This window comes from [Clostridium] citroniae WAL-17108, assembly GCF_000233455.1.
In the GTDB taxonomy this organism is placed as follows: domain Bacteria; phylum Bacillota; class Clostridia; order Lachnospirales; family Lachnospiraceae; genus Enterocloster; species Enterocloster citroniae.
The window spans coordinates 985,780-1,004,233 of record NZ_JH376420.1 but is presented as its reverse complement, the minus strand read 5'-3'; the positions used below and the strand labels follow the sequence as shown (position 1 = coordinate 1,004,233).

General features: G+C 36.4%; 25 protein-coding genes and 1 tRNA gene. All 26 read left to right on the top strand.

Features of this window, described 5'->3' with window-relative positions; genetic code table 11:
- The first annotated feature begins 442 nt into the window (after positions 1-442).
- Complete coding sequence (locus tag HMPREF9469_RS04450; protein ID WP_007859581.1) at positions 443-1,474, top strand: tyrosine-type recombinase/integrase; 1,032 nt, start codon at positions 443-445, stop codon at positions 1,472-1,474.
- Between the two features lie 69 nt (positions 1,475-1,543).
- Positions 1,544-2,143: a hypothetical protein gene (locus tag HMPREF9469_RS04445; RefSeq protein WP_007859580.1), complete on the top strand. Its 600-nt coding sequence runs from the start codon at positions 1,544-1,546 to the stop codon at positions 2,141-2,143.
- Between the two features lie 123 nt (positions 2,144-2,266).
- Positions 2,267-2,554 (top strand): hypothetical protein, encoded by a 288-nt coding sequence (locus HMPREF9469_RS04440; RefSeq protein ID WP_007859579.1) that lies wholly within the window; start codon positions 2,267-2,269, stop codon positions 2,552-2,554.
- A gap of 794 nt (positions 2,555-3,348) precedes the next feature.
- On the top strand, positions 3,349-3,708 hold the full coding sequence (locus tag HMPREF9469_RS04435) for a hypothetical protein (protein ID WP_007859578.1): 360 nt from the start codon (positions 3,349-3,351) through the stop codon (positions 3,706-3,708).
- Positions 3,709-3,885: 177 nt separating this feature from the next.
- A complete protein-coding gene (locus HMPREF9469_RS31900) occupies positions 3,886-4,032 on the top strand; it encodes a hypothetical protein (protein WP_007859576.1) in 147 nt (48 codons plus the stop codon).
- A 26-nt stretch (positions 4,033-4,058) separates the two neighbouring features.
- Positions 4,059-4,316, top strand: a complete 258-nt coding sequence (locus HMPREF9469_RS04430; protein WP_007859566.1) for a hypothetical protein — start codon at positions 4,059-4,061, stop codon at positions 4,314-4,316.
- A gap of 66 nt (positions 4,317-4,382) precedes the next feature.
- On the top strand, positions 4,383-5,318 hold the full coding sequence (locus tag HMPREF9469_RS04425) for an ADP-ribosylglycohydrolase family protein (protein WP_007859563.1): 936 nt from the start codon (positions 4,383-4,385) through the stop codon (positions 5,316-5,318).
- 28 nt (positions 5,319-5,346) lie between these two features.
- A complete protein-coding gene (locus tag HMPREF9469_RS33305; protein ID WP_007859562.1) occupies positions 5,347-5,481 on the top strand; it encodes a hypothetical protein in 135 nt (44 codons plus the stop codon).
- Between the two features lie 47 nt (positions 5,482-5,528).
- Positions 5,529-5,729 carry a hypothetical protein gene (locus HMPREF9469_RS04420; protein WP_007859561.1) on the top strand — a complete coding sequence of 67 codons (201 nt, stop codon included), beginning with the start codon at positions 5,529-5,531 and terminating at the stop codon, positions 5,727-5,729.
- Between the two features lie 105 nt (positions 5,730-5,834).
- Entirely contained in the window at positions 5,835-5,996 is a 162-nt protein-coding gene (locus HMPREF9469_RS31895) for a hypothetical protein (protein ID WP_007859560.1), read from the top strand.
- A 455-nt stretch (positions 5,997-6,451) separates the two neighbouring features.
- Positions 6,452-6,523 (top strand) — tRNA-Gln (locus HMPREF9469_RS04415).
- Between the two features lie 94 nt (positions 6,524-6,617).
- Complete coding sequence (locus HMPREF9469_RS04410; RefSeq protein WP_007859559.1) at positions 6,618-7,370, top strand: ABC transporter permease; 753 nt, start codon at positions 6,618-6,620, stop codon at positions 7,368-7,370.
- Positions 7,363-7,968: an ABC transporter ATP-binding protein gene (locus tag HMPREF9469_RS04405; protein WP_007859558.1), complete on the top strand. Its 606-nt coding sequence runs from the start codon at positions 7,363-7,365 to the stop codon at positions 7,966-7,968. The genes HMPREF9469_RS04410 and HMPREF9469_RS04405 overlap by 8 nt, the downstream gene beginning before the upstream one ends.
- Position 7,969: 1 nt before the next feature.
- Entirely contained in the window at positions 7,970-8,509 is a 540-nt protein-coding gene (locus tag HMPREF9469_RS04400) for a hypothetical protein (protein WP_007859548.1), read from the top strand.
- Positions 8,506-9,270, top strand: coding sequence for a PspA/IM30 family protein (locus tag HMPREF9469_RS04395; RefSeq protein ID WP_007859546.1), 765 nt, complete (start codon positions 8,506-8,508; stop codon positions 9,268-9,270). The genes HMPREF9469_RS04400 and HMPREF9469_RS04395 overlap by 4 nt, the downstream gene beginning before the upstream one ends.
- Complete coding sequence (locus tag HMPREF9469_RS04390; protein WP_007859544.1) at positions 9,270-10,883, top strand: phosphate ABC transporter substrate-binding/OmpA family protein; 1,614 nt, start codon at positions 9,270-9,272, stop codon at positions 10,881-10,883. Before HMPREF9469_RS04395 ends, HMPREF9469_RS04390 begins: the two co-directional genes overlap by 1 nt.
- Positions 10,884-11,057: 174 nt before the next feature.
- Complete coding sequence (locus HMPREF9469_RS04385) at positions 11,058-11,483, top strand: hypothetical protein (protein ID WP_157140254.1); 426 nt, start codon at positions 11,058-11,060, stop codon at positions 11,481-11,483.
- 21 nt (positions 11,484-11,504) lie between these two features.
- A complete protein-coding gene (locus tag HMPREF9469_RS30535) occupies positions 11,505-11,936 on the top strand; it encodes a macro domain-containing protein (protein WP_007859541.1) in 432 nt (143 codons plus the stop codon).
- Between the two features lie 15 nt (positions 11,937-11,951).
- On the top strand, positions 11,952-13,100 hold the full coding sequence (locus HMPREF9469_RS04375; RefSeq protein WP_007859533.1) for a WGR domain-containing protein: 1,149 nt from the start codon (positions 11,952-11,954) through the stop codon (positions 13,098-13,100).
- A gap of 107 nt (positions 13,101-13,207) precedes the next feature.
- Positions 13,208-13,489, top strand: coding sequence for a hypothetical protein (locus tag HMPREF9469_RS04370; protein WP_007859531.1), 282 nt, complete (start codon positions 13,208-13,210; stop codon positions 13,487-13,489).
- A 106-nt stretch (positions 13,490-13,595) separates the two neighbouring features.
- Positions 13,596-14,177 (top strand): Sak single strand annealing protein, encoded by a 582-nt coding sequence (locus HMPREF9469_RS04365; RefSeq protein WP_007859530.1) that lies wholly within the window; start codon positions 13,596-13,598, stop codon positions 14,175-14,177.
- A gap of 14 nt (positions 14,178-14,191) precedes the next feature.
- Complete coding sequence (locus HMPREF9469_RS04360) at positions 14,192-14,581, top strand: hypothetical protein (RefSeq protein WP_007859528.1); 390 nt, start codon at positions 14,192-14,194, stop codon at positions 14,579-14,581.
- Between the two features lie 16 nt (positions 14,582-14,597).
- Complete coding sequence (locus HMPREF9469_RS04355) at positions 14,598-15,086, top strand: hypothetical protein (protein ID WP_007859526.1); 489 nt, start codon at positions 14,598-14,600, stop codon at positions 15,084-15,086.
- Positions 15,087-15,101: 15 nt separating this feature from the next.
- A complete protein-coding gene (locus tag HMPREF9469_RS04350; RefSeq protein WP_007859524.1) occupies positions 15,102-16,451 on the top strand; it encodes a DnaB-like helicase C-terminal domain-containing protein in 1,350 nt (449 codons plus the stop codon).
- Between the two features lie 20 nt (positions 16,452-16,471).
- A complete protein-coding gene (locus tag HMPREF9469_RS04345; protein WP_007859522.1) occupies positions 16,472-17,509 on the top strand; it encodes a hypothetical protein in 1,038 nt (345 codons plus the stop codon).
- 155 nt (positions 17,510-17,664) lie between these two features.
- Positions 17,665-18,453, top strand: coding sequence for a PD-(D/E)XK nuclease family protein (locus tag HMPREF9469_RS04340; RefSeq protein ID WP_007859518.1), 789 nt, complete (start codon positions 17,665-17,667; stop codon positions 18,451-18,453).
- Position 18,454: the final 1 nt, after the last annotated feature.

The window sequence follows — 18,454 nt, the reverse complement described above, 5'->3', positions numbered from 1 at the left end:
CGTCTGATGTGTTGATAAGAGGACTGGAAACAGCCTGATAGATGGGGAACGATCAAAGGGACTGGCGACAACTTCACCGCCGGGACGTAGGATAGCCACGGTGCTCTTTCGTTTGGAAACATCAATACCTACTGCGTTCATGCTCATAAAAATGTCACTCCTTTATCTTAGGTAGCAATTGGTCAATACCAGTTTTACTCATTGCCCATTCAATCTACTGTGGTGTGACACGAACGCATTCCAAAGGACGGCTCAACCTGCATAAAACGAATGCTGCGAATGAAGAGCTGGTTAGCAGACTTATTTACGGGCGCAAAGCCCAAGGAGGAATCCGCTATACCGATTGCTCTTACATTCTAACAGCTTAAGCAACAAGATGGATAATTCCTTACTGGATGTAAGGGATATTAACCATAAATATATTGTAGTAGGAGGAATTATTATGACGGGCAGGATGGAGAGTAATTTGAAAACCGAGCAAAGCATTAAAAAACTACTCTTAGATATGCCGGAATATGTGTCGGAATATTATTATTGGTTGACTGCGCAAAATACGCTACCAAAAACATGTTTATGTTATATACGCATTATTAGAAACTATTTGTTATGGATAGATTCTGATGATCTAAAAATTTTTAGTGAATCTCTAAAATATCCATCTGAGTATTTAGCCTCAAAGGCTAGAAAGAAAATATATGATCCTAAAAATGATATAGAAGAACTTGTTGAGACAAGCGTTTCGATCCGAAAGACAACATACTATGCGCTGAAGAGTTTTTATGATTTTCTTGAAAACGCAGGAATCATTTCCAAAAATCCAATAAAGCAGATTAAGGCTCCAGCAGGGAAGGATAGGGTATCTCATCCAGATATCACAGAGGACAACTTAAATGATGTCCTTCTAGCAATAAAATGTGGCGTAGGTGGGACTAAACAGCAAGCATACAATCTGCCCTGGATTGAGCGTGACTTGTCCATGTTAGGCGTACTTATCTATACTGGGATGAGAGAGTCAGAGTTATGTGAAATCAATATTGATGATATTAGGATTAATGAAGATGGAAAAGCAATCTTGGCTATTCTGGGAAAAGGACATACCGAACATGAATATGATATAAGCCAAATAATGCCTACATTGACAAAGTGGATGGAGAAAAGAGAAAAACTTATGAAGGATTATGGCGGGAAGGAAGGCGATGCGCTATTTATTTCTAATCGGCGACAGCGTATTTGTGTGAATGCAGTATATAATATAGTGAAGAAATATACGAAGGCAGCACTTGGAGTCGAGTATTCTCCACATAAGATTAGAAGTGCCTTTTGTAATATTGTATACAGAGAGACTGGAGATATTAAACTTACTTGCAATGCAGTAGGGCATGTGGAGGTTAGCACTACGATGCGGTACCTTCCAGAAGATAAAGAGGCAAAATATAAGGCTGCCAGCATCATAGGAGCCAAAATCACACTTTAAAAATAATATCTATTGACATATAAAAAATATAGTGATACCATAAAACAAGAGAGGAAGGAGGTTTCCATAATGAAAGATTCATACATTTCTAAAAGGGAACTTGAAGAGCTATTGAATATATTTCAAAATGCTTATGATAAAGCGTACTTTTATTTGATATATGAAGGACTAACCGCGGAAGAAGCACTCTGCGTAGAACATTCTGGAATAGATGGCAATAAGATTACAGTAAATGGAAGGACATTGGAATTTACCGATGAATGTATGAAATATGTTCACGAAGCTGATCAGCAGACCAAATATAGGAGGTATAATCATTTAGCAGATCGTCTTATTGAGGAGGAAGTTTGCCCTACTGATTGTATTATCAAATTTCAGCTCAATACGGGTAAGCCAGAGGCAACAACTCCCGATGAGAAGCATGCAAGAATGAAGCTAAGGTTTTACCGTACTAAAAGAGAGGCTAATTTACCACGTAAATATGGAGAGTTGAAGATTAGGAATTCTGGATTAGTGGCAACACTCCTTCCATATATCGAAGATTCCGGAGGGGATGTTGAAAAGGCAGCTGAAAAATATTACGTAGAATTTAAGAATGCGGCTACCCGTTGGGGAAAGCCAATGTGGGAAACAAAGAAATTATGTATGGATACCATGGGGACCAATTAGTCCCCATAATCTTTATACCAAAAAGAACATACGTTTAGGTAGGGGTTGCTAAAATATTTAAGAAGTGATAGAATTATCTCAGGGTGAACTTATGTTCTGTTCTGGCGAGGAGGAACGAATAATATGGTGAATTTTTTGGAATTGTTGAAGGCGGTTTGTGGTCACGATAATGAGGTATTAATGGTCATTAGAGGGATTGGATGTAGTTTCTCTCTACTGCTGCCGATAAAGGACTATAAATACATACCATCCGAAAATACACTCAAGCTCAGCACGGAAACATCCGATTCAGGCTGCTTTTGGTTTGAAAATATTTATCAGGTTGAGAGGGGATTAGAGTATGATGATGAACCGGATTACAAAATCTATTATAAGGGCGGACAAGCTGATTTGACATTTATGTTATATTAGTTTGAATAAAACAGATTTGTGGACATGGGAGGAGGGATAATAATGCCCTCCTTCTGTCTATCAACAGTTCAGTGATACATACATGTAGTCAGAAGTTGTATCTCTGAACTGAAAGGGATAGCAGATTTATTCTGCAGTGGTGTTATGGATGTAATTTTGATATAATGGAAGGAAGATCGAGGCTGGTGTTTAAAGATACATCCTTGTCAGTTTCACCATAGGAAGGAATTTTATGAAGTTAAATTATTTTGCGTTTATATCCTTTTTTGGGCAGTTATCGGCATTTTTACGCGGTTGATTATAATTAGATTAGGAAAGCGCTGGAATGACTGGGAAGAGGATGTTGCATATATCGATGAAAAACCGAGATGGCTTACATTTGTTCATGTGTTTGCTATAGCATTGATTATATTTACATGATATAGGGTGTTTACAAGTGATGTCACAGCTTCATGGATAATTGCCTCTTTAATGACATTAATATTAATTAAGACACTCCTTCAGCTTTTTAAATATACAGAGTTTAAAGCTTGCGTAATAAATGCTTCTGGGAGGATCAGTGATAAGGAACGTAAGAAGTATTTTGTGACTATGGAATTATACAAATTAAAAGATTATGTTATAGAAGATTAAGAAGCGAATCGGAAAATCCTAACAGATATAATAGGTGCTGGGCTGAGTATGAGGCTTGAACGGGACGAAGACTAGCATAATGTATGTGTTAACGCCGAGAAGAAAGTGGATGAGCTTGCGAGTCTAAAAACAGAAACCAGTTTTGATGTGGAGGAATATTTGTGAATGAGAAAAAATGCAAAGCTTTAAAAGTGCTAGGATTTAATTATATCGCGAGAGATATGAATGGTAGGCTTGTTGCCTGGATGAATAGGCCTGTTAGACGCATAAATTGTTTGGAAGAATACGAAGAAAAGGTAAAAGAGAAGTATGGGTTAGAAACCTCAGTTGGTTATGATTATATAGAAGAAGATGAACTTGATGAATGGACAGATGGAATACATATTAATATGAGCAGTTTTCAATGTTCTGAAGATGATGACAAGGATATTAAGATGTGGTCATATGGACACTTTGAGTTATTGGAAGAAAACAACGAGTGGGATGATATTACATGGGAGAATAGTCCATATAAGATTTAATAGCAGGAGGAAATCTATGAAGGTAATGCAGTGCATTAAGAACTGCCGAAAATGTAAGTAGCTTAATGGTAAAACTGATGATAAAGGATATCCCTGGGGATACGAGTGTTTAAAATATAGATATTAAAATTCTCGTATGTAGACAATAGAATTATTCATCGAACGGAGGATGACACTATGAATGAAAAAAAGGTATATCATGTTAATGGAATTTATATGGGGAAAGCCGCTCAATATGAGGCTGTGTCCACGGATATTGTTGAGGCCATCAAAGAAGCGCAAGAATATGGTTATATAAATATCACCGAGGCATATCTAGTTTAAGGTGTATAGAAAATAGAGGAGAATCAATGTCCGAGATATTCATACCAATACCTCCGGGGTTATTTGACGAGAGGAGTAGAGTAAAGAATGATTCAAATGATAGAGAAAAATATTTAAAAATAAAAATTAATACAAAATCATTCAGGTGTCATGGATGTGGTATTATATTTTATTCTTACGAAGAGAATCCAATAAAATGCCCACGTTGTGGAAGCGAAAGTATAGATGATGATATTACCCCTTCTTTTGCAAAGCATTTAAAAAAAGAAAGATATGGGGAGTAGGATAAAAAGTATTATTTGGAAGTGTCATTGAGAGATCAGGGGAAGGGTAGAAGCTGGAGGAAAAATTTGGAAAAGTTGTATGATGGTATTATTGGCCTGGCTATTGGAGATGCATTAGGTGTTCCTATGGAATTTAGAACACGGCAGGAAATAGAAGTAAATCCTGTCAGTACAATGCGAGAATATGGAACCCATGGACAGCCTAAAGGGGTATGGTCGGATGACACAAGTTTAACACTTGCCTTGCTCGATAGTATTATAAAGTGTAAGGGTCTAAATTATGCCGATATAATGGACAAGTTTTCGTCATGGCTAATGTATGGAGATTATACAGCGACTGGTGAAGTATTTGATGTGGGGAATGCTACAAGTAGAGCAATTATGAGTTATGGGCGTGGATCTACACCTTTAGAATGCGGTATGGTATCTGAATACGAAAACGGAAATGGCTCATTAATGCGTATTTTGCCAATTGCGTTCTTTTTATGCTCTCATGAGGAGCTGTCTTTGAATGCGCAAGTTCAATTAATACATAATGTATCTTCACTCACACATAGACATATGCGAAGTATGGTGGGATGTGGGATATATGTGCTTGTTGCAAAAGAGCTGATTCTGGGACAGGGAACTTTAACGGATTTGGTAGAGCGGGGAGTGCATGCCGCATTCGCCTACTACGATGCAATGAGCGAACCAGAAGTTGCTGCATATGAAAGATTGAGGAATATTAATAAATTTAGGAAGTTATCAAATGAAGAAATAAAAAGTAGTGGATATGTGATTCATACTTTAGAAGCTGCTATATGGTGCTTGCTGAATACAGATTCATATAAGGATTGTGTTTTAAAAGCTGTTAATCTTGGTGATGATACCGATACTGTTGGAGCTGTTGTTGGCGGTTTAGCTGGTATTTATTATGGGAATAAAAATATCCCTCTTGAATGGCTAGATACGATTGTTAATCGACACTATATTGAAAGCCTATGTGAAATGTTCGAATAAAAGTATTATTTGGAAGGATGGAAGATATATGTACAATGAGATACCAATAGATTTAATAGATGAGATGCAGGCTTTAAAAGATAATTTAAAGGTAATTCCCATTGAGAATGTTGATACGATGCTAACGAATCTATCATCAGAAGAAAAAAGATGTGCTGCTTAGATTATATGTTTATGAAGGAAGATAGAATTTTAGATTGAGGGGAATTTATGTTTGAATGGTCAAAAGAAATATGTGAAAAAATAGCTCAGAGTGGATGTGTTTCTGATAAAGATCTGCAGTGTGTTGAGATGGCATTAAGAATGTATGATATTAACAATGCTATGCTCAATGAATCAATAGGACTTGCTAACGGGGCGGATTTCGATTATTTTGAGTTAAGACATCAGGTAAATAAGAATGCTAGATAAAATGGACATACTGTTGCGATATCGCAACAGAGTTTATGGGTTGACGGAAAAAGCCTTTCCTATTACAATAGAGCAGCGTAGATGACATCAGACAGGAGTGTGACAATGACAGAAGATTTTATTAACTTACCCGTGGAGTATAAGTGGAGCTCAGGCGAGATCTATCAAGAATATGCGAGAAGCGGCAATAAGAAATCGATATGCAGGCAGTTCTGTATTACTATAGCTGAACTGAACAAAATAATCAAAACAGAAGAAAAGGAATAAATAGTATTGTATGTAATGTCGATAAGCCGTATTAGATGAGTGCTAATGCGGCATTTTTATAATCAAGCATACTTAAATTATGATATCTATTGACATATAACTTAAAAAGTGATATAATGTGTTCATGGTAAAGATCAAACAAAAATCAATTAGTTCTTTCTTCTCAACCGTAGTTCTCGGATATTTCATATTTATATAATTGGATAGTAGGATATATAGAAACTCTGGATTGTTAACTCTGCGTGATCAAACTACTGATGATCCAAGTGGAAATTCTCTTGGCAAGTAAGTCTCATGTGCGGCAAGAGCTTAGCGGGGATCCGATCTGCAAAAATCAATATAAAGGAGATACAAACGTATATAGATAAAATAGCAATACTTTAAGACAGATACATAGGCAGTTCTTTGGCTGTTCGTTTCTTCGGCAGGTATTGTTTTTTTGTACCCTAAATTAGTGGGCCGTTGCCAAGGGGGAAGGCACAGGACTTTGACTCCTGCATTCGTGGGTTCGAATCCCGCCGGCCCAGTTGATAAAAAAATGGAAGGAGAAGATGTAGTATGCTTATACCTATATAAAGTAGAAGGTTATTTAATCACAGTGATCAAATGAGAGGGGGAAAAATGAAGTGTTTTATTAGGCGGATTTTTGTTGCTGCCATCATAATTGTTATTTGGTTTGTAATAGCGGAAGGAGTTAACCCGTTATTTATACCAGGTCCGGATCTTGTTTTAAGAGGAATTATATCGCTGTTTGATTCGGGACAGTTATCTGCTGGAATTATTTTTTCATTCAAAAGAGTAACAATGGCTTCTATTTTTTCAGGAGGTCTAGCATTAGTATTTGGACTATTTATTTATTCAATTAAGTACATAAGGGAATTATTATATCCCATTGTGAAAACCATGAGATATATTCCCGTAACTGCTTTTTACCCACTTCTTATTATGTGGTGCGGAATTGGTGAAATAATGAAAATCACATTTCTGATTTTAGTCACGTTTGTTTCAATGATGCCAGCAGTCGTATTGGCTCTCAATAATGTAAATCCAGATTTAGTTGATACAGGGAAAACGCTTGGCATGAATCGCATTCAGGTAATTTTAATGGTAGTTCTGCCGGATGCTATGCCATCTATTTTTGAGAATTTTGTACTCCTTATATCTATTGGATGGACATATGTACCATTTGTCGAAACTATAAATGCAAAATATGGCCTTGGGTATATCATACACCAGTCAAGTTCAAGGGGGCGAACTGATTTAGTCTTTGCATCGATAGCAATGATCATGATTATCAGCGTAATATGCGATAAATTAGCAGGATTTATTGGAGCAAAAATGTTTAAATGGAGGTACTTGAAGCAGGATGATTAAACTTGATGGGCTTTCAATTGGATATTCAAGGGATAAACCACTTTTAAAAGATTTAAATTACCAGTTCTCGTCTAAAATCTACGGTATTCTTGGTGAATCTGGAGTTGGTAAAACCACTCTTCTTAGAACTATAGCTGGTTTAGAGAAACCACTATATGGCAATGTCATAAACTCAAAAAACAGCCCCATATACATGATGCATCAAAGTTATACATGTTTTGATTGGCTAACGTCAATTGATAATATATTGATATCCAGCAAAGTCAAACACGAAAGAATATCCTATGAGTTAATGGAGGCTGCTGCTCAATCCTTGAAGAGAGTAGGGCTTGCGGGATACGAGTCGTACCTGCCAGGTGAACTTTCGGGAGGTATGAGACAGCGGCTTGCGTTGGCAAGAACTATGTTTGTTAATCCTGAAATTATTTTAATGGATGAACCTCTATCGGCTTTAGACGAGGATACGAGACAAGAAATGCAGAATCTTATTCTATCAGAACATAAGAAGACGCAGAATACAATTTTAATGATTACGCATAGTACTGCGGAAGCAGAGCGGATGTGTGATGAAATAATAATGTTAAAGAAAGGAAATTGAAATGGGATTACTAGAAAAACTGGGAATTATTGAAGAGCGATATTCCCAGGGTGAACGCAATGGAATGAGTTATAATGATGATTTAATGGGGGCACCCGAAGTAGAGATTCCGGAGTCGATTGCGGAAAATTTAATTGGAGACATTTACATGAAGAACGGGATCTCCGAGTTAGAACGATCAATATATAAGGTGGAAAAGTTTATAAGGACATTACCTAATGAGATGCCACAGCTTACAAAGAAAGCTACCGTTTTAGGAATATTAGAGGCATCAGGCATTACCATTGATGAAGTTTTAGATGATGGTGCAAATCGCAGAAGAATCCTTATATCTGTAAAGTCCGAACTTGATGACAGTAAACATATTCAAATTTCTGAAGCAGAAGCTGAGATTGAACAGCTAAAAGCTGAAATAGAGAAGAAAAACTCTGACATCTATAACGCTAAAGCAGAAATGGCTGCGGCTGATGAAAGAATTATGAAAGAAGTAGATATGATAGAGCAGCTTGAAATTTTTATTGGGAGAGAGGATGAGCGATGACTTTTAGTATACTGCTAACATATATTACACTTGGCTTTGTAATTGTAGCATTGATTTTGTTTCCTGATTTTCGTAAGAAATTACTGATCCTGTGCGGCGGATTCTTAAATCTTTTTATAGAAGATAAGGCGAAGACACCGGACGGCGCCAGGGCTATTTATCAACAGGCAATTGAGCGAGCTCAGGGACAATTTAATGAGGCACATGATATGCTTCAAAAAACATCTGGAAAATTGGAATGTTTAAAAAGAGATTTAGTAAAAGCTCGGGAGGAATTAAAGGATATTGAGTTAAAGTGTGAGAATCTTGTTAGAACTGGAAAGATAGATAGTGCGCAAGTTCTAGCTGAAAGAAGAGAAGAAATTATTGTAATCGTTGAGCAGTACGAGAGAGCAATACAGGATCTGACACCTATGGTTAATGATGCAAAGCTTATTGCGGACCAAAAGGAGAGAGTTCTTCATAAGCTAAAAACAGATAGTAAAAGAAAGATTGCAGAATTGGAAATGAATCAGCAAATGGGTGAAATGTATGATCAGATGACGGATCTAAAGAAACGGGATACTGTAAGCAAGTTACTTGAAAGTGTAGATGACGGCTGTACAGAAACCAGGCAGAAGGCAGTGGGGGCCAGAATCGTGCATGAAAATAGGCTTGAAACAAAAACAAATCGAGCGTTGTTAGAAGCGAAAGACATGCATACCAGCGATTACATTGCTAATCTGCAAAAAAAATATGACAAAAAAGGAGTAGTAAAATAATGAGAAGATTTAAATTGGCTAAGGGTGGTAAAATTCTAGTATTTTTATTGATCATCGTAATGGTCAGCTTAGGAATTTTTCAAGGCGTTAAAAGAGGCTTTATTAAAATGAAAAAGGCTGATAAAGAAACATTCTATACAGCAAAAAATAAGAAGGACACTTCTAAGACAATGGCAGAAGAAGGTGCTTCTGGCGATAAAAGAGACATTGCTGCTAAAAACAATACTATTAATCTATCATTGGATGAATGGATTGGATGGAAAAGTATTATTGATGCAGCAGGAGGTTTAACTACCCAACCTGGATCTATCTTTGATGAGCTTGGTATAAACGTAAATATTCATGTGATCAATGATGCAACACAAAGTTCTAATGCTCTAATTAAGGGAGATCTAGACGCCGCCGGTTATACAATTAATAGAATAGCATTTCTCTCACAAAAATTTACTGATGCAGGGGTTCCAGTTATTATGCCATACATTACAAACTACAGCAATGGCGGTGATGGGATTATTGCTACAAATAACTTCCAGACAGTTGAATCACTCGTCAATGCTAGGATTGGAGTTCCCCAATTTTCTGAAGCACACTCATTGGTTGTTTGGTTTGTAAACCAATCTGATTTATCAGAGGGCCAGAAACAACAAATTATTAATAATCTGATTTTCTTTGAAACACCGGATGAAGCAGCAAAAGCCTTTTTTGCCGGCCAGATTGACGTTGCTGCTACATGGCAGCCATATCTTACACAAGCCACAACCACTTCTAATTGTCATGTACTATTCAGTACAGCGAGTTCCACTAAACTTATAATGGATGGGATATTATTCCGTAAAGACTTTGCTGATTCCAACCCCGAACTTGTATCAAAGTTTATCGAAGGATCTTTAAAAGCAGCTGATAAGTATAACAGTGAGTTTAATGCTGTCAGAACCGCAATGCCGATGTTTGCTGGAGAAAGTGATGAATCTATTAAAAGCATGACGGAGGATGCGGCGCTTACAGATTATGCAAGTAACATTAAAACGCTTAAAGAGGAAGCTCCTGTTGTCTTTGCAGATATGTGTAATGTTTGGAAGTCTGTTGGTGAAAACGTAAATTCGGATATGATCACTGGGTTATTTGATACTAAATACTCAGAAGTTTTATCTGAAAAATTCAGTATGATCGAAACTGTAAATACAGAGAAAAATAGAGCTGTAGTAACAGATGATAACCGGCAAAATATTATTAATGCAGAAGCGCTTCTATCTAAGGCAGTTACGGTTAACTTTATAGCTAATACATGCAATTTCATGGATAATAAAGAAGCTTCTAATTCATTAGCGGAGTTCGTTGATATTGCAAAAACACTTGATGGTACGGTGATTCAAATTGAAGGCAATGTTGCATCAGATAATACGACAGAGGCTGAACGGATTTTATCAGAGCAGAGAGCTGAAACTGTAAAAAAATTCTTGATAGTGAACGGTATCAATGCAAATCGTATCATTACTGTAGGAAACGGTGGGGCAAAACCTATTATTCCAAATAGAAATCCAGATGGCTCGTTAAGCAAAGAAGCAACAGATGCTAACCGTAGAACCGACATTTATTTTAAAACGGTAGAATAGCATGGTTTTTATTAAATTAGGAACTCTGATAATGGTATTGACTGTAGTTTTCCTATTGGGAGCTATAGTTGGGTTTAAAATAAAAGCAAAGAAAGGTAAAAGAAGATGATTAATAAGGGAGATAAAGTAGAGGCGATTCAGTCATATGGGATTCAAAAAGGAGATGTCTTTTTTGTGAAACAGGTTGAGGCAGGTTCTGTTAGCTTAGAGGATGGTTCAGGAACCGCCCATTTAACTGTACCAATAAATGTTTATGATAAATACTTTGCAAAACACAAAAAATCTTGGAGCGATTGGAAGCTGATTGATTCTAGGTTAATTGACGAGTGTGGCATGTGCCCTATGGAATCATATTGTTATTACAATGGTAGGGAAGATTTAAATTGTCGTGACATGTTAAGTATTGAATTTAGGACAAATGAGAAGAAAGTACAAGTAAGGACAGGTGGATACCAGGCCTCCGCCAGTTGCGACAAATTGGATATCTTTGATTTGAAAAAGGGTCTATTGATTGCAACAAGAAGACTATGCGAAAAAATGTTAATTGCAGACACTAAAAAGAAAAGCAGCGAATACATAAAAAGGGTAATATTTGATTAAAAGGATTGGAGGGATTAAATATTGATTCAGGAAGAATATAGAGATTTGTTTGAAGTTTCTCAAGGATATTATATTATGCACGCTATAAGTGCTGATTTGAATTTGGGGGCCGGAGTAGCAAAGGAAATTGACCAAAGATATAACATGGAGGAAAGGCTAAGCGATTATGTTGATGACATACTGGGCGGGTATCCAGCTGTTGGTAGTTGCATACCGGTGGGGAATATTCTGAACTTAGTAGTTAAGAAAAGAGCCTTTGGTAAACCTTCCTATGAAGCTATGGTGATGGCCCTTGAAGAAGCAAGGGATTGGGCAGAAAGCAATCATGTCGATAGAATTGCAATGCCTAAAATTGGATGTGGAAAGGATCACCTTGATTGGGATACCGTGAAAGAAATAATTGATGATGTTTTTGATGACTCGGATATCGAATTACTGATTTGCCTTAAGTAGGGACCCAATCTGGCAGTGGAGAAACAATTTGCATATCTTCTAATGGTGTCTCCAGATTCTAATAATAACAAATATTATAGATGTACATCAAATGGTGATGGTACATGGACAGCAGAATATGGGAGGGTAGGAAGTTCGCCTCAAAAACGAATATATCCTATAAACCAATGGGAAAGAAAACTCAATGAGAAATGCAAAAAAGGGTATGTTGATCAAACAGATTTAATTAGAGATTTGGTTATAGCGGACGATGGCAATCGAGTTAGAACGGAATATAAAGCTATTGAAAATCCTGCGATTTCAGAAATTGTTGAACGTCTGCAGTTAATGGCCAAAAAAGCAATAGAAACAAACTATAATATAACAGTAAGTAAAGTTACACACGCAATGTTGGATGAAGCGCAAAGATTATTATCTGAGTTACTAACAATTTCTAGCTTAGATGAGTTTAACAAAAAACTTCTTAGATTATTCACAGTGATCCCTAGAAAAATGGGAAACGTCAAAGATTATCTTGCAAGATCTTGCAAAGATTTTCCTCAAATAATACAAACAGAACAGGATTTACTTGATGTTATGAAGGGGCAGGTTGTTCAAAATGGGCTCGAAATCAACCCAAATAAATCAGATGTGAACAAGAACTCAGCCACTATATTAGAAGCAATGGGACTGATGTTTGAAGAATGTAGTACAGAAGATGTATGTCTAATAAAGAAGTTGTTGGGAGGTTGCGTTGGGAAATTCCATAATGCTTGGCGCGTTACAAATTTAAGAACACAGAATATGTTTGATGATTTTTGTTCCAAAGAAAATATTACTAATAGGAAATTACTCTGGCATGGTTCTAGGAATGAAAATTGGTGGTCGATTATCAATAACGGTTTGGCGTTAAGGCCTACAAATGCAGTAATTACTGGAAAGATGTTTGGATACGGTATTTACTATGCGTCTAAAGCAAGAAAATCTATGGGCTACACATCTCTCAGTGGATCCATTTGGACCCATGGAAACATTTTGCGTTTATGGCTATCATGGATGTTGCCTGTGGCAAGCCCTATGATGTGTACGCATTTGATCACAAATACTACAGATTTAACTATGACACTTTACAAAGCGTATGTCCTGGCGCGAACTGCCTTCATGCTCATGCTGGCCGTATGCTGAAAAATGATGAAATCGTAGTATATAGAGAGGATCAGATGGCCATTAAATATTTGGTTGAGTTGAAAGCATAAAAATCTATATCAATTATCACAAGTGGAGGACACAATATGTCATTTGAAAATAAATTTACAAAGTCTCAACGGGTGTTTGGAGATACAAAGATCCGGCGGACTCCAGAACAAATTGTTGCTGATAGGAAAAGACAATCAAAGCATGACCATATTGCTTTTATTATGGACCGTAATTTGAAGTATAAGGCAGCGGACATAAAAAACAGATTAGCTGACGAAAAGAAACTGGATAAAGGGAAAACAGAAAAGATTTCCCAAAAGCTTCTTATGTTGGAGGATATGATTCCTCAGTACTCGCTTCATAAAACAACTGTATAAACTGCGGAATACGACAACCGCTGATTTATAAATGTAACTTGGGAGGCTCTCAAGTTTTGTGGCCTCCTTACCACATAGTGTGTGCCGGTAAATGGCAGGAGGTAGAATGGATAATATTTTTAATCAACTTTACTCAGTAAATATGGATGATAAGGTCAAGAAGAAGAACGATATTTCTTATATTAAATGGGCAGGGGAATGGGCACGCCTAAAAACCATTTGTCCTGATGCTACATATAAGATCTATGAGAATGAAGATGGACGTCCCTGGTTTGATGATGGCAAATCTGGTTGGGTTAAGACTGGCGTAATGATTAAGGAGGTTGAGCATATCGAGTATCTTCCAATCATGGACAATCGCAATCGGTCGATTCCTTATGATCAGATTATGTCCACAGATGCAAACAAAGCAATACAAAGAAGTATAACAAAAGCATGTGCTCGGCATGGCCTCGGGTTGTATATCTATGAAGGTATGGAGGATACAGAAGAAAATCTTGCTTTAGCTGAAATGCGAAAGGAAGCATGGGAGATAGCAAATAAAAAGATCGCATTAAGCGATAACGCAAAGGCCAGGGTAAAGGAACTTTGTATGGCAGTGGAACCAAATGAAGGGAATCCATTGAAGATTGAAAATCCAGATGTTTTGGTTGATTTAATCAAGAAATTGAAACTAGTTCGAAAATAAGGAGAGAAAAAATAATGGGATTAAGAAGTAATGGATTTTACGCAACAGTATGGGAAGTAAGACCTGGAAAAGGAAATTATATCGATGTTAATCTGTCTACCAGTAAAAAGGATCCTAAGGATAATACTAAGTATATAACAGACTATAATGGTTTTGCACGTTTTGTGGGTAGTGGAGCAAAAGAATTGGCTGCAGGACTAAAAAGGCTTGATAGGATTCATGTTACAGAGTTTGAAGTAACGAACCACTTTGATCAGGATAAAAAGGTGACATTTACAAACTTAACTGTATTTGCGGCAGAAATGATTGGGCAGAATAGAAGCACGCCAACAGCAGATAGCAGCCCAAAGGGGTTTATGAATATCCCTGATGATGTTGATGAACAGGGGCTGCCATTTAATTAAGGAAAGAGTGACGTGAATGCCCAAACCTAGAGAATATATTTGTGGCTACACGTTCTGTAAACATAGTGGCGAGAGAGTACCATCAGAGATAGCAATAAAAGATGGTTCTCGCTACTATCATCCGGACTGCCACAAGGAAAAGAAGATGAAGCAGCAAATCGTTGATATATACTACAAATTCTATAAATCATCTGAAGACTATAAAGTTGTACTGAAAGCAGTAAACAATCTTATTCATGATCAGGGATATGATGCATCATTTGTGCTATATGTATTATGCCAGTGTATAAAAGAAAAGGTTCCATACAAGAGTGTGTTTTCTCTTGGTTGGCAAGTTAAGAATAATATGATGTATAAAAACAAGTATTCACTTCTAAAATCTAAAAATGAAATAAAAAACTATTCTTTCGATGATGTTCAATGTGTTAGTTCTACGGTAGATATTCCAGAGGTAAGAAAAGATAGAAAGAAAAGAGCAACTTGGGCAGATACCTTATTTCAATAGTATGGGAGGAAGTAATTGGAACTACCTTTTGATATAAGTGCTGAGAACGGGGTGGTATGTACTTTGATTCTGCACCCTGAATTCTTATATGAAACAAATTTAAGAGATCATCATTTTTATGATCTTCGCAATGGAATATTATATTGGTCTATACAAAAACTTATGGAACAAGGCATATCAAAAGTTGATGTAAGAAATATATTGATTCAGATTAACTCGCACAAAGATAAAAGCTCCATTATGGGAATTGGTTATGAAAAGCAATTATCTGAAATAATTGACAATGCTTCTATCATAGCCAGATCAAGCATTGAAGAATATAAAATGCTGGCTAATCGAGTTATTGCACTGGGATTTAAAAGGCAGCTTTGCCAGGAACTCCGTAAATTTGAGAGCCGTTGCTTATCTGACGCCACGGATGATATTGGCCAGATTAACCTTGATGTAATGAATATGTTGGATGGGTTAGCTGTAAATTATATTGCAGATGAGCAAATTGACAATTTCTCCAGTAAAGTTAATGACCTATGGAGTGAAATCGTAGATGGCAGAAACCCTGACGGAACATATGGTATTCCCTCACGCTGGCCTTGCCTTAGGCAGTATTTTACGTATGAAAAAGGTGAACTGGTATTATATTCAGCTAGGCGGAAGACTGGAAAGTCAGTGATTGCATTAAATGAGACAGTACATGTTTTAAAGCTAGGATATGCGGTTGTGTATTTTGATACTGAAATGTCTGATAGAAAATTCTTTACACGCTTATTATCTCACATAACGCAGATACCTGAAGCTATCATTAAGTCAGGAGATTATGGTCAAGAGGAGGAGGAAGCCATTAGGTCTGCAATGGAGTGGATTAAAAATCAACCTCTCGTACATAAATATGATCCAAACTGGACGCACGGGAAAGTGGTTACGGAATGCAAGATACTTCATAACCAAGGTCGTATGGACTTTTTTATTTATGATTATTTCAAGGACACCACGGGGAAAAACAATGATTCGGCAAATATGTCAAATGAGTTGGGGAATTGGTGTGATGCTATAAAGAATAAAGTTTTAGGTGCATTGGATATTCCGGGTATTGCATTTGCTCAGCTTAACAGAAATATGGAAATCGCTGATTCTGACAAGTTGGAGCGCTACGCCAGTACAGGAGTATTCATGAGGATCAAGACACCTGAAGAGATACAAAATGATGGCAGGGAATGTGGAAACTATTGTATGGAGATAAGATTTAATCGAAATGGCGACTTTACAGATGAAGGAGAATATCTGGATTTTGTGTTTAAAGGTCATATCTTGACAATAGATGAATGTAAAAAACAGCATACGCCATCAGGATCACCATTTGATGACTAACTTGGAATAGAGGAGGAGCGGTGACTTCAAAAGACCAAGTAAAGGATAGGCTTTATAATAATACAGATGAGCTGATACGCATACTAGAGAATCTAGGGTGTCACCACATTAATCCTCATTATGGATATGAAGAAATAAGATGTGCTTTACCAGATGGAGTTACCATTAATAGTGTTTCAATAAGGCACACCCCATATCTGCCTTGCCATATATATTCTAGATCTGGATTTGGGGATTATGAAATAAAGGACATATTTACATTGGTTCAGTTTATCCGAAAATGTAATTTCTACGATGCTCTTGACTGGCTCTGTAACCAGCTTGGAATTGGAAATGATGGTATTTTATATTGTCCAGCAGAATTTGGATTATTAAAGGATATTCGAAATGAAAAAAGGCATATCATGAAGAGCGAGTTGGATTATAGTGAGCATGATATTCTTGATAAAAGTATACTGGCTCAGTATAAACCTATTGTAGTAGATGAATGGGTGCACGAGGGAATTAATTCTAAAACACAAAGATTATATGGTATTAGGGATGATGTGAATAACAAAAGATGGCTCATTCCGATATACGATGAAAATGGAAACCTTATTAGTATTAAGGGGAGAACATATGCACCTAATTGGAAAATACTTGGGCTTAGAAAGTATGTATATTACTACAAGTTAGGTGTCTCAGATATACTGTTCGGATACCATCTTACCAAGGCTATAATTAAAGAAAAAAGTGAAATTATATTACCAGAAGCTGAAAAATCATCAATGGCTGCCTATTCATATGGCTATGGATGGAGCAGCTCACTTGGAACAAATAGTATTACAATACCAATGATGAGAAAAATTCTCGCGGCGCCATGTTCTAATGTTGTCTTAGCTTTTGATAAAGATGTGACATGGGATGATACTATTAAGGAGGCCCGGAAGTTGGTTCATTACAAGAATGTTTGGGTTATTTTTGATAGAAATAATTTGCTTAAGGAGAAGGAAAGCCCCATGGACAGAGGAAAGGATATATTTGAGAGACTTTATCAAAGTAAAATAAGAGTATATTAACAAAGAATTGTTAGTCAAATAAGGAGGACTTATGCTAGGTGTAAATAGTAAGAAGAAACAAAAACTTAGAGAAAAAATCTCTTCTTATCAAAACGATAAAATATTGAGAGAAAAAAACTCATCATATAACCGACAGACATGGTCAGGGAAACTTAATGGCATCACCCTATAAGAATACTTTAGATAAAATCGTATGGTCATTTTCTACGCTTCATATGTATGAGTTATGCCCCTATTCATTCTATCTTTATAAAATAGAAGAAAGGGAAGGAACCAGTAATTTCTATGCTGAAAATGGCAAAATAATGCACAAAATATTTCAACTTTTGGAGGAGGAGAAGATTTCACTCGATGAAGCTCCAGCAAAATACCTTGCATTTTATAATCAGATAACAGATTACACAAAGATGAGTACTATGGATAAAACTTTCGATTCTTGTTTGGATTATCTGTGTATTTGTGATGATACATTTTTAAAAAAGTATGAAGTGATATGGGTAGAAAGAAAACTAAACTTTAAGATTGGAAGTAGAAACTTTATTGGTTTTGTTGATCTGCTGCTGAGAAATAAGTTGACTGGTGAATTGATTCTTGTAGATCATAAATCATCTCCCTCGTTTTTCAAGAAAGATGGTAGTATATTAAAAAGCCAAGAAGAGAATTTTACTGCCTATAGTCATCAAATGTATTTATATTGCAAAGGTATAAAAGATGAAATAGGAGACTATCCGAATAAAATAGTCTGGCATCATTTTAAAGATAATGGCAAATTATCCATTATAGATTTTAATGAAAACAATTTAAGTGAGTGCATTGTATGGGCCAAAAGGATAATTAGTAAAATATATAAAGATAAGTCTTTTAAAGAATGGTCAACATATATGCAGTGTCGTGAATTATGTAATTATAGGTTTGAATGTGAATATAACATAAGAAAGCCATGAG

Bases quoted from the DNA above. Each gene is read 5' to 3' on its own strand.
- HMPREF9469_RS31900 (WP_007859576.1), top strand. From the start codon at position 3,886: ATGAATGAAAAAAAGGTATATCATGTTAATGGAATTTATATGGGGAAA.
- HMPREF9469_RS04410 (WP_007859559.1), top strand. From the start codon at position 6,618: ATGAAGTGTTTTATTAGGCGGATTTTTGTTGCTGCCATCATAATTGTT.
- HMPREF9469_RS04395 (WP_007859546.1), top strand. From the start codon at position 8,506: ATGACTTTTAGTATACTGCTAACATATATTACACTTGGCTTTGTAATT.
- HMPREF9469_RS04390 (WP_007859544.1), top strand. From the start codon at position 9,270: ATGAGAAGATTTAAATTGGCTAAGGGTGGTAAAATTCTAGTATTTTTA.
- HMPREF9469_RS04365 (WP_007859530.1), top strand. From the start codon at position 13,596: ATGGATAATATTTTTAATCAACTTTACTCAGTAAATATGGATGATAAG.
- HMPREF9469_RS04440 (WP_007859579.1), top strand. From the start codon at position 2,267: ATGGTGAATTTTTTGGAATTGTTGAAGGCGGTTTGTGGTCACGATAAT.
- HMPREF9469_RS04420 (WP_007859561.1), top strand. From the start codon at position 5,529: ATGTTTGAATGGTCAAAAGAAATATGTGAAAAAATAGCTCAGAGTGGA.
- HMPREF9469_RS04355 (WP_007859526.1), top strand. From the start codon at position 14,598: ATGCCCAAACCTAGAGAATATATTTGTGGCTACACGTTCTGTAAACAT.
- HMPREF9469_RS31895 (WP_007859560.1), top strand. From the start codon at position 5,835: ATGACAGAAGATTTTATTAACTTACCCGTGGAGTATAAGTGGAGCTCA.
- HMPREF9469_RS04445 (WP_007859580.1), top strand. From the start codon at position 1,544: ATGAAAGATTCATACATTTCTAAAAGGGAACTTGAAGAGCTATTGAAT.
- HMPREF9469_RS33305 (WP_007859562.1), top strand. From the start codon at position 5,347: ATGTACAATGAGATACCAATAGATTTAATAGATGAGATGCAGGCTTTA.
- HMPREF9469_RS04450 (WP_007859581.1), top strand. From the start codon at position 443: ATGACGGGCAGGATGGAGAGTAATTTGAAAACCGAGCAAAGCATTAAA.
- HMPREF9469_RS04405 (WP_007859558.1), top strand. From the start codon at position 7,363: ATGATTAAACTTGATGGGCTTTCAATTGGATATTCAAGGGATAAACCA.
- HMPREF9469_RS04360 (WP_007859528.1), top strand. From the start codon at position 14,192: ATGGGATTAAGAAGTAATGGATTTTACGCAACAGTATGGGAAGTAAGA.
- HMPREF9469_RS04400 (WP_007859548.1), top strand. From the start codon at position 7,970: ATGGGATTACTAGAAAAACTGGGAATTATTGAAGAGCGATATTCCCAG.
- HMPREF9469_RS04340 (WP_007859518.1), top strand. From the start codon at position 17,665: ATGGCATCACCCTATAAGAATACTTTAGATAAAATCGTATGGTCATTT.
- HMPREF9469_RS04370 (WP_007859531.1), top strand. From the start codon at position 13,208: ATGTCATTTGAAAATAAATTTACAAAGTCTCAACGGGTGTTTGGAGAT.
- HMPREF9469_RS04430 (WP_007859566.1), top strand. From the start codon at position 4,059: ATGTCCGAGATATTCATACCAATACCTCCGGGGTTATTTGACGAGAGG.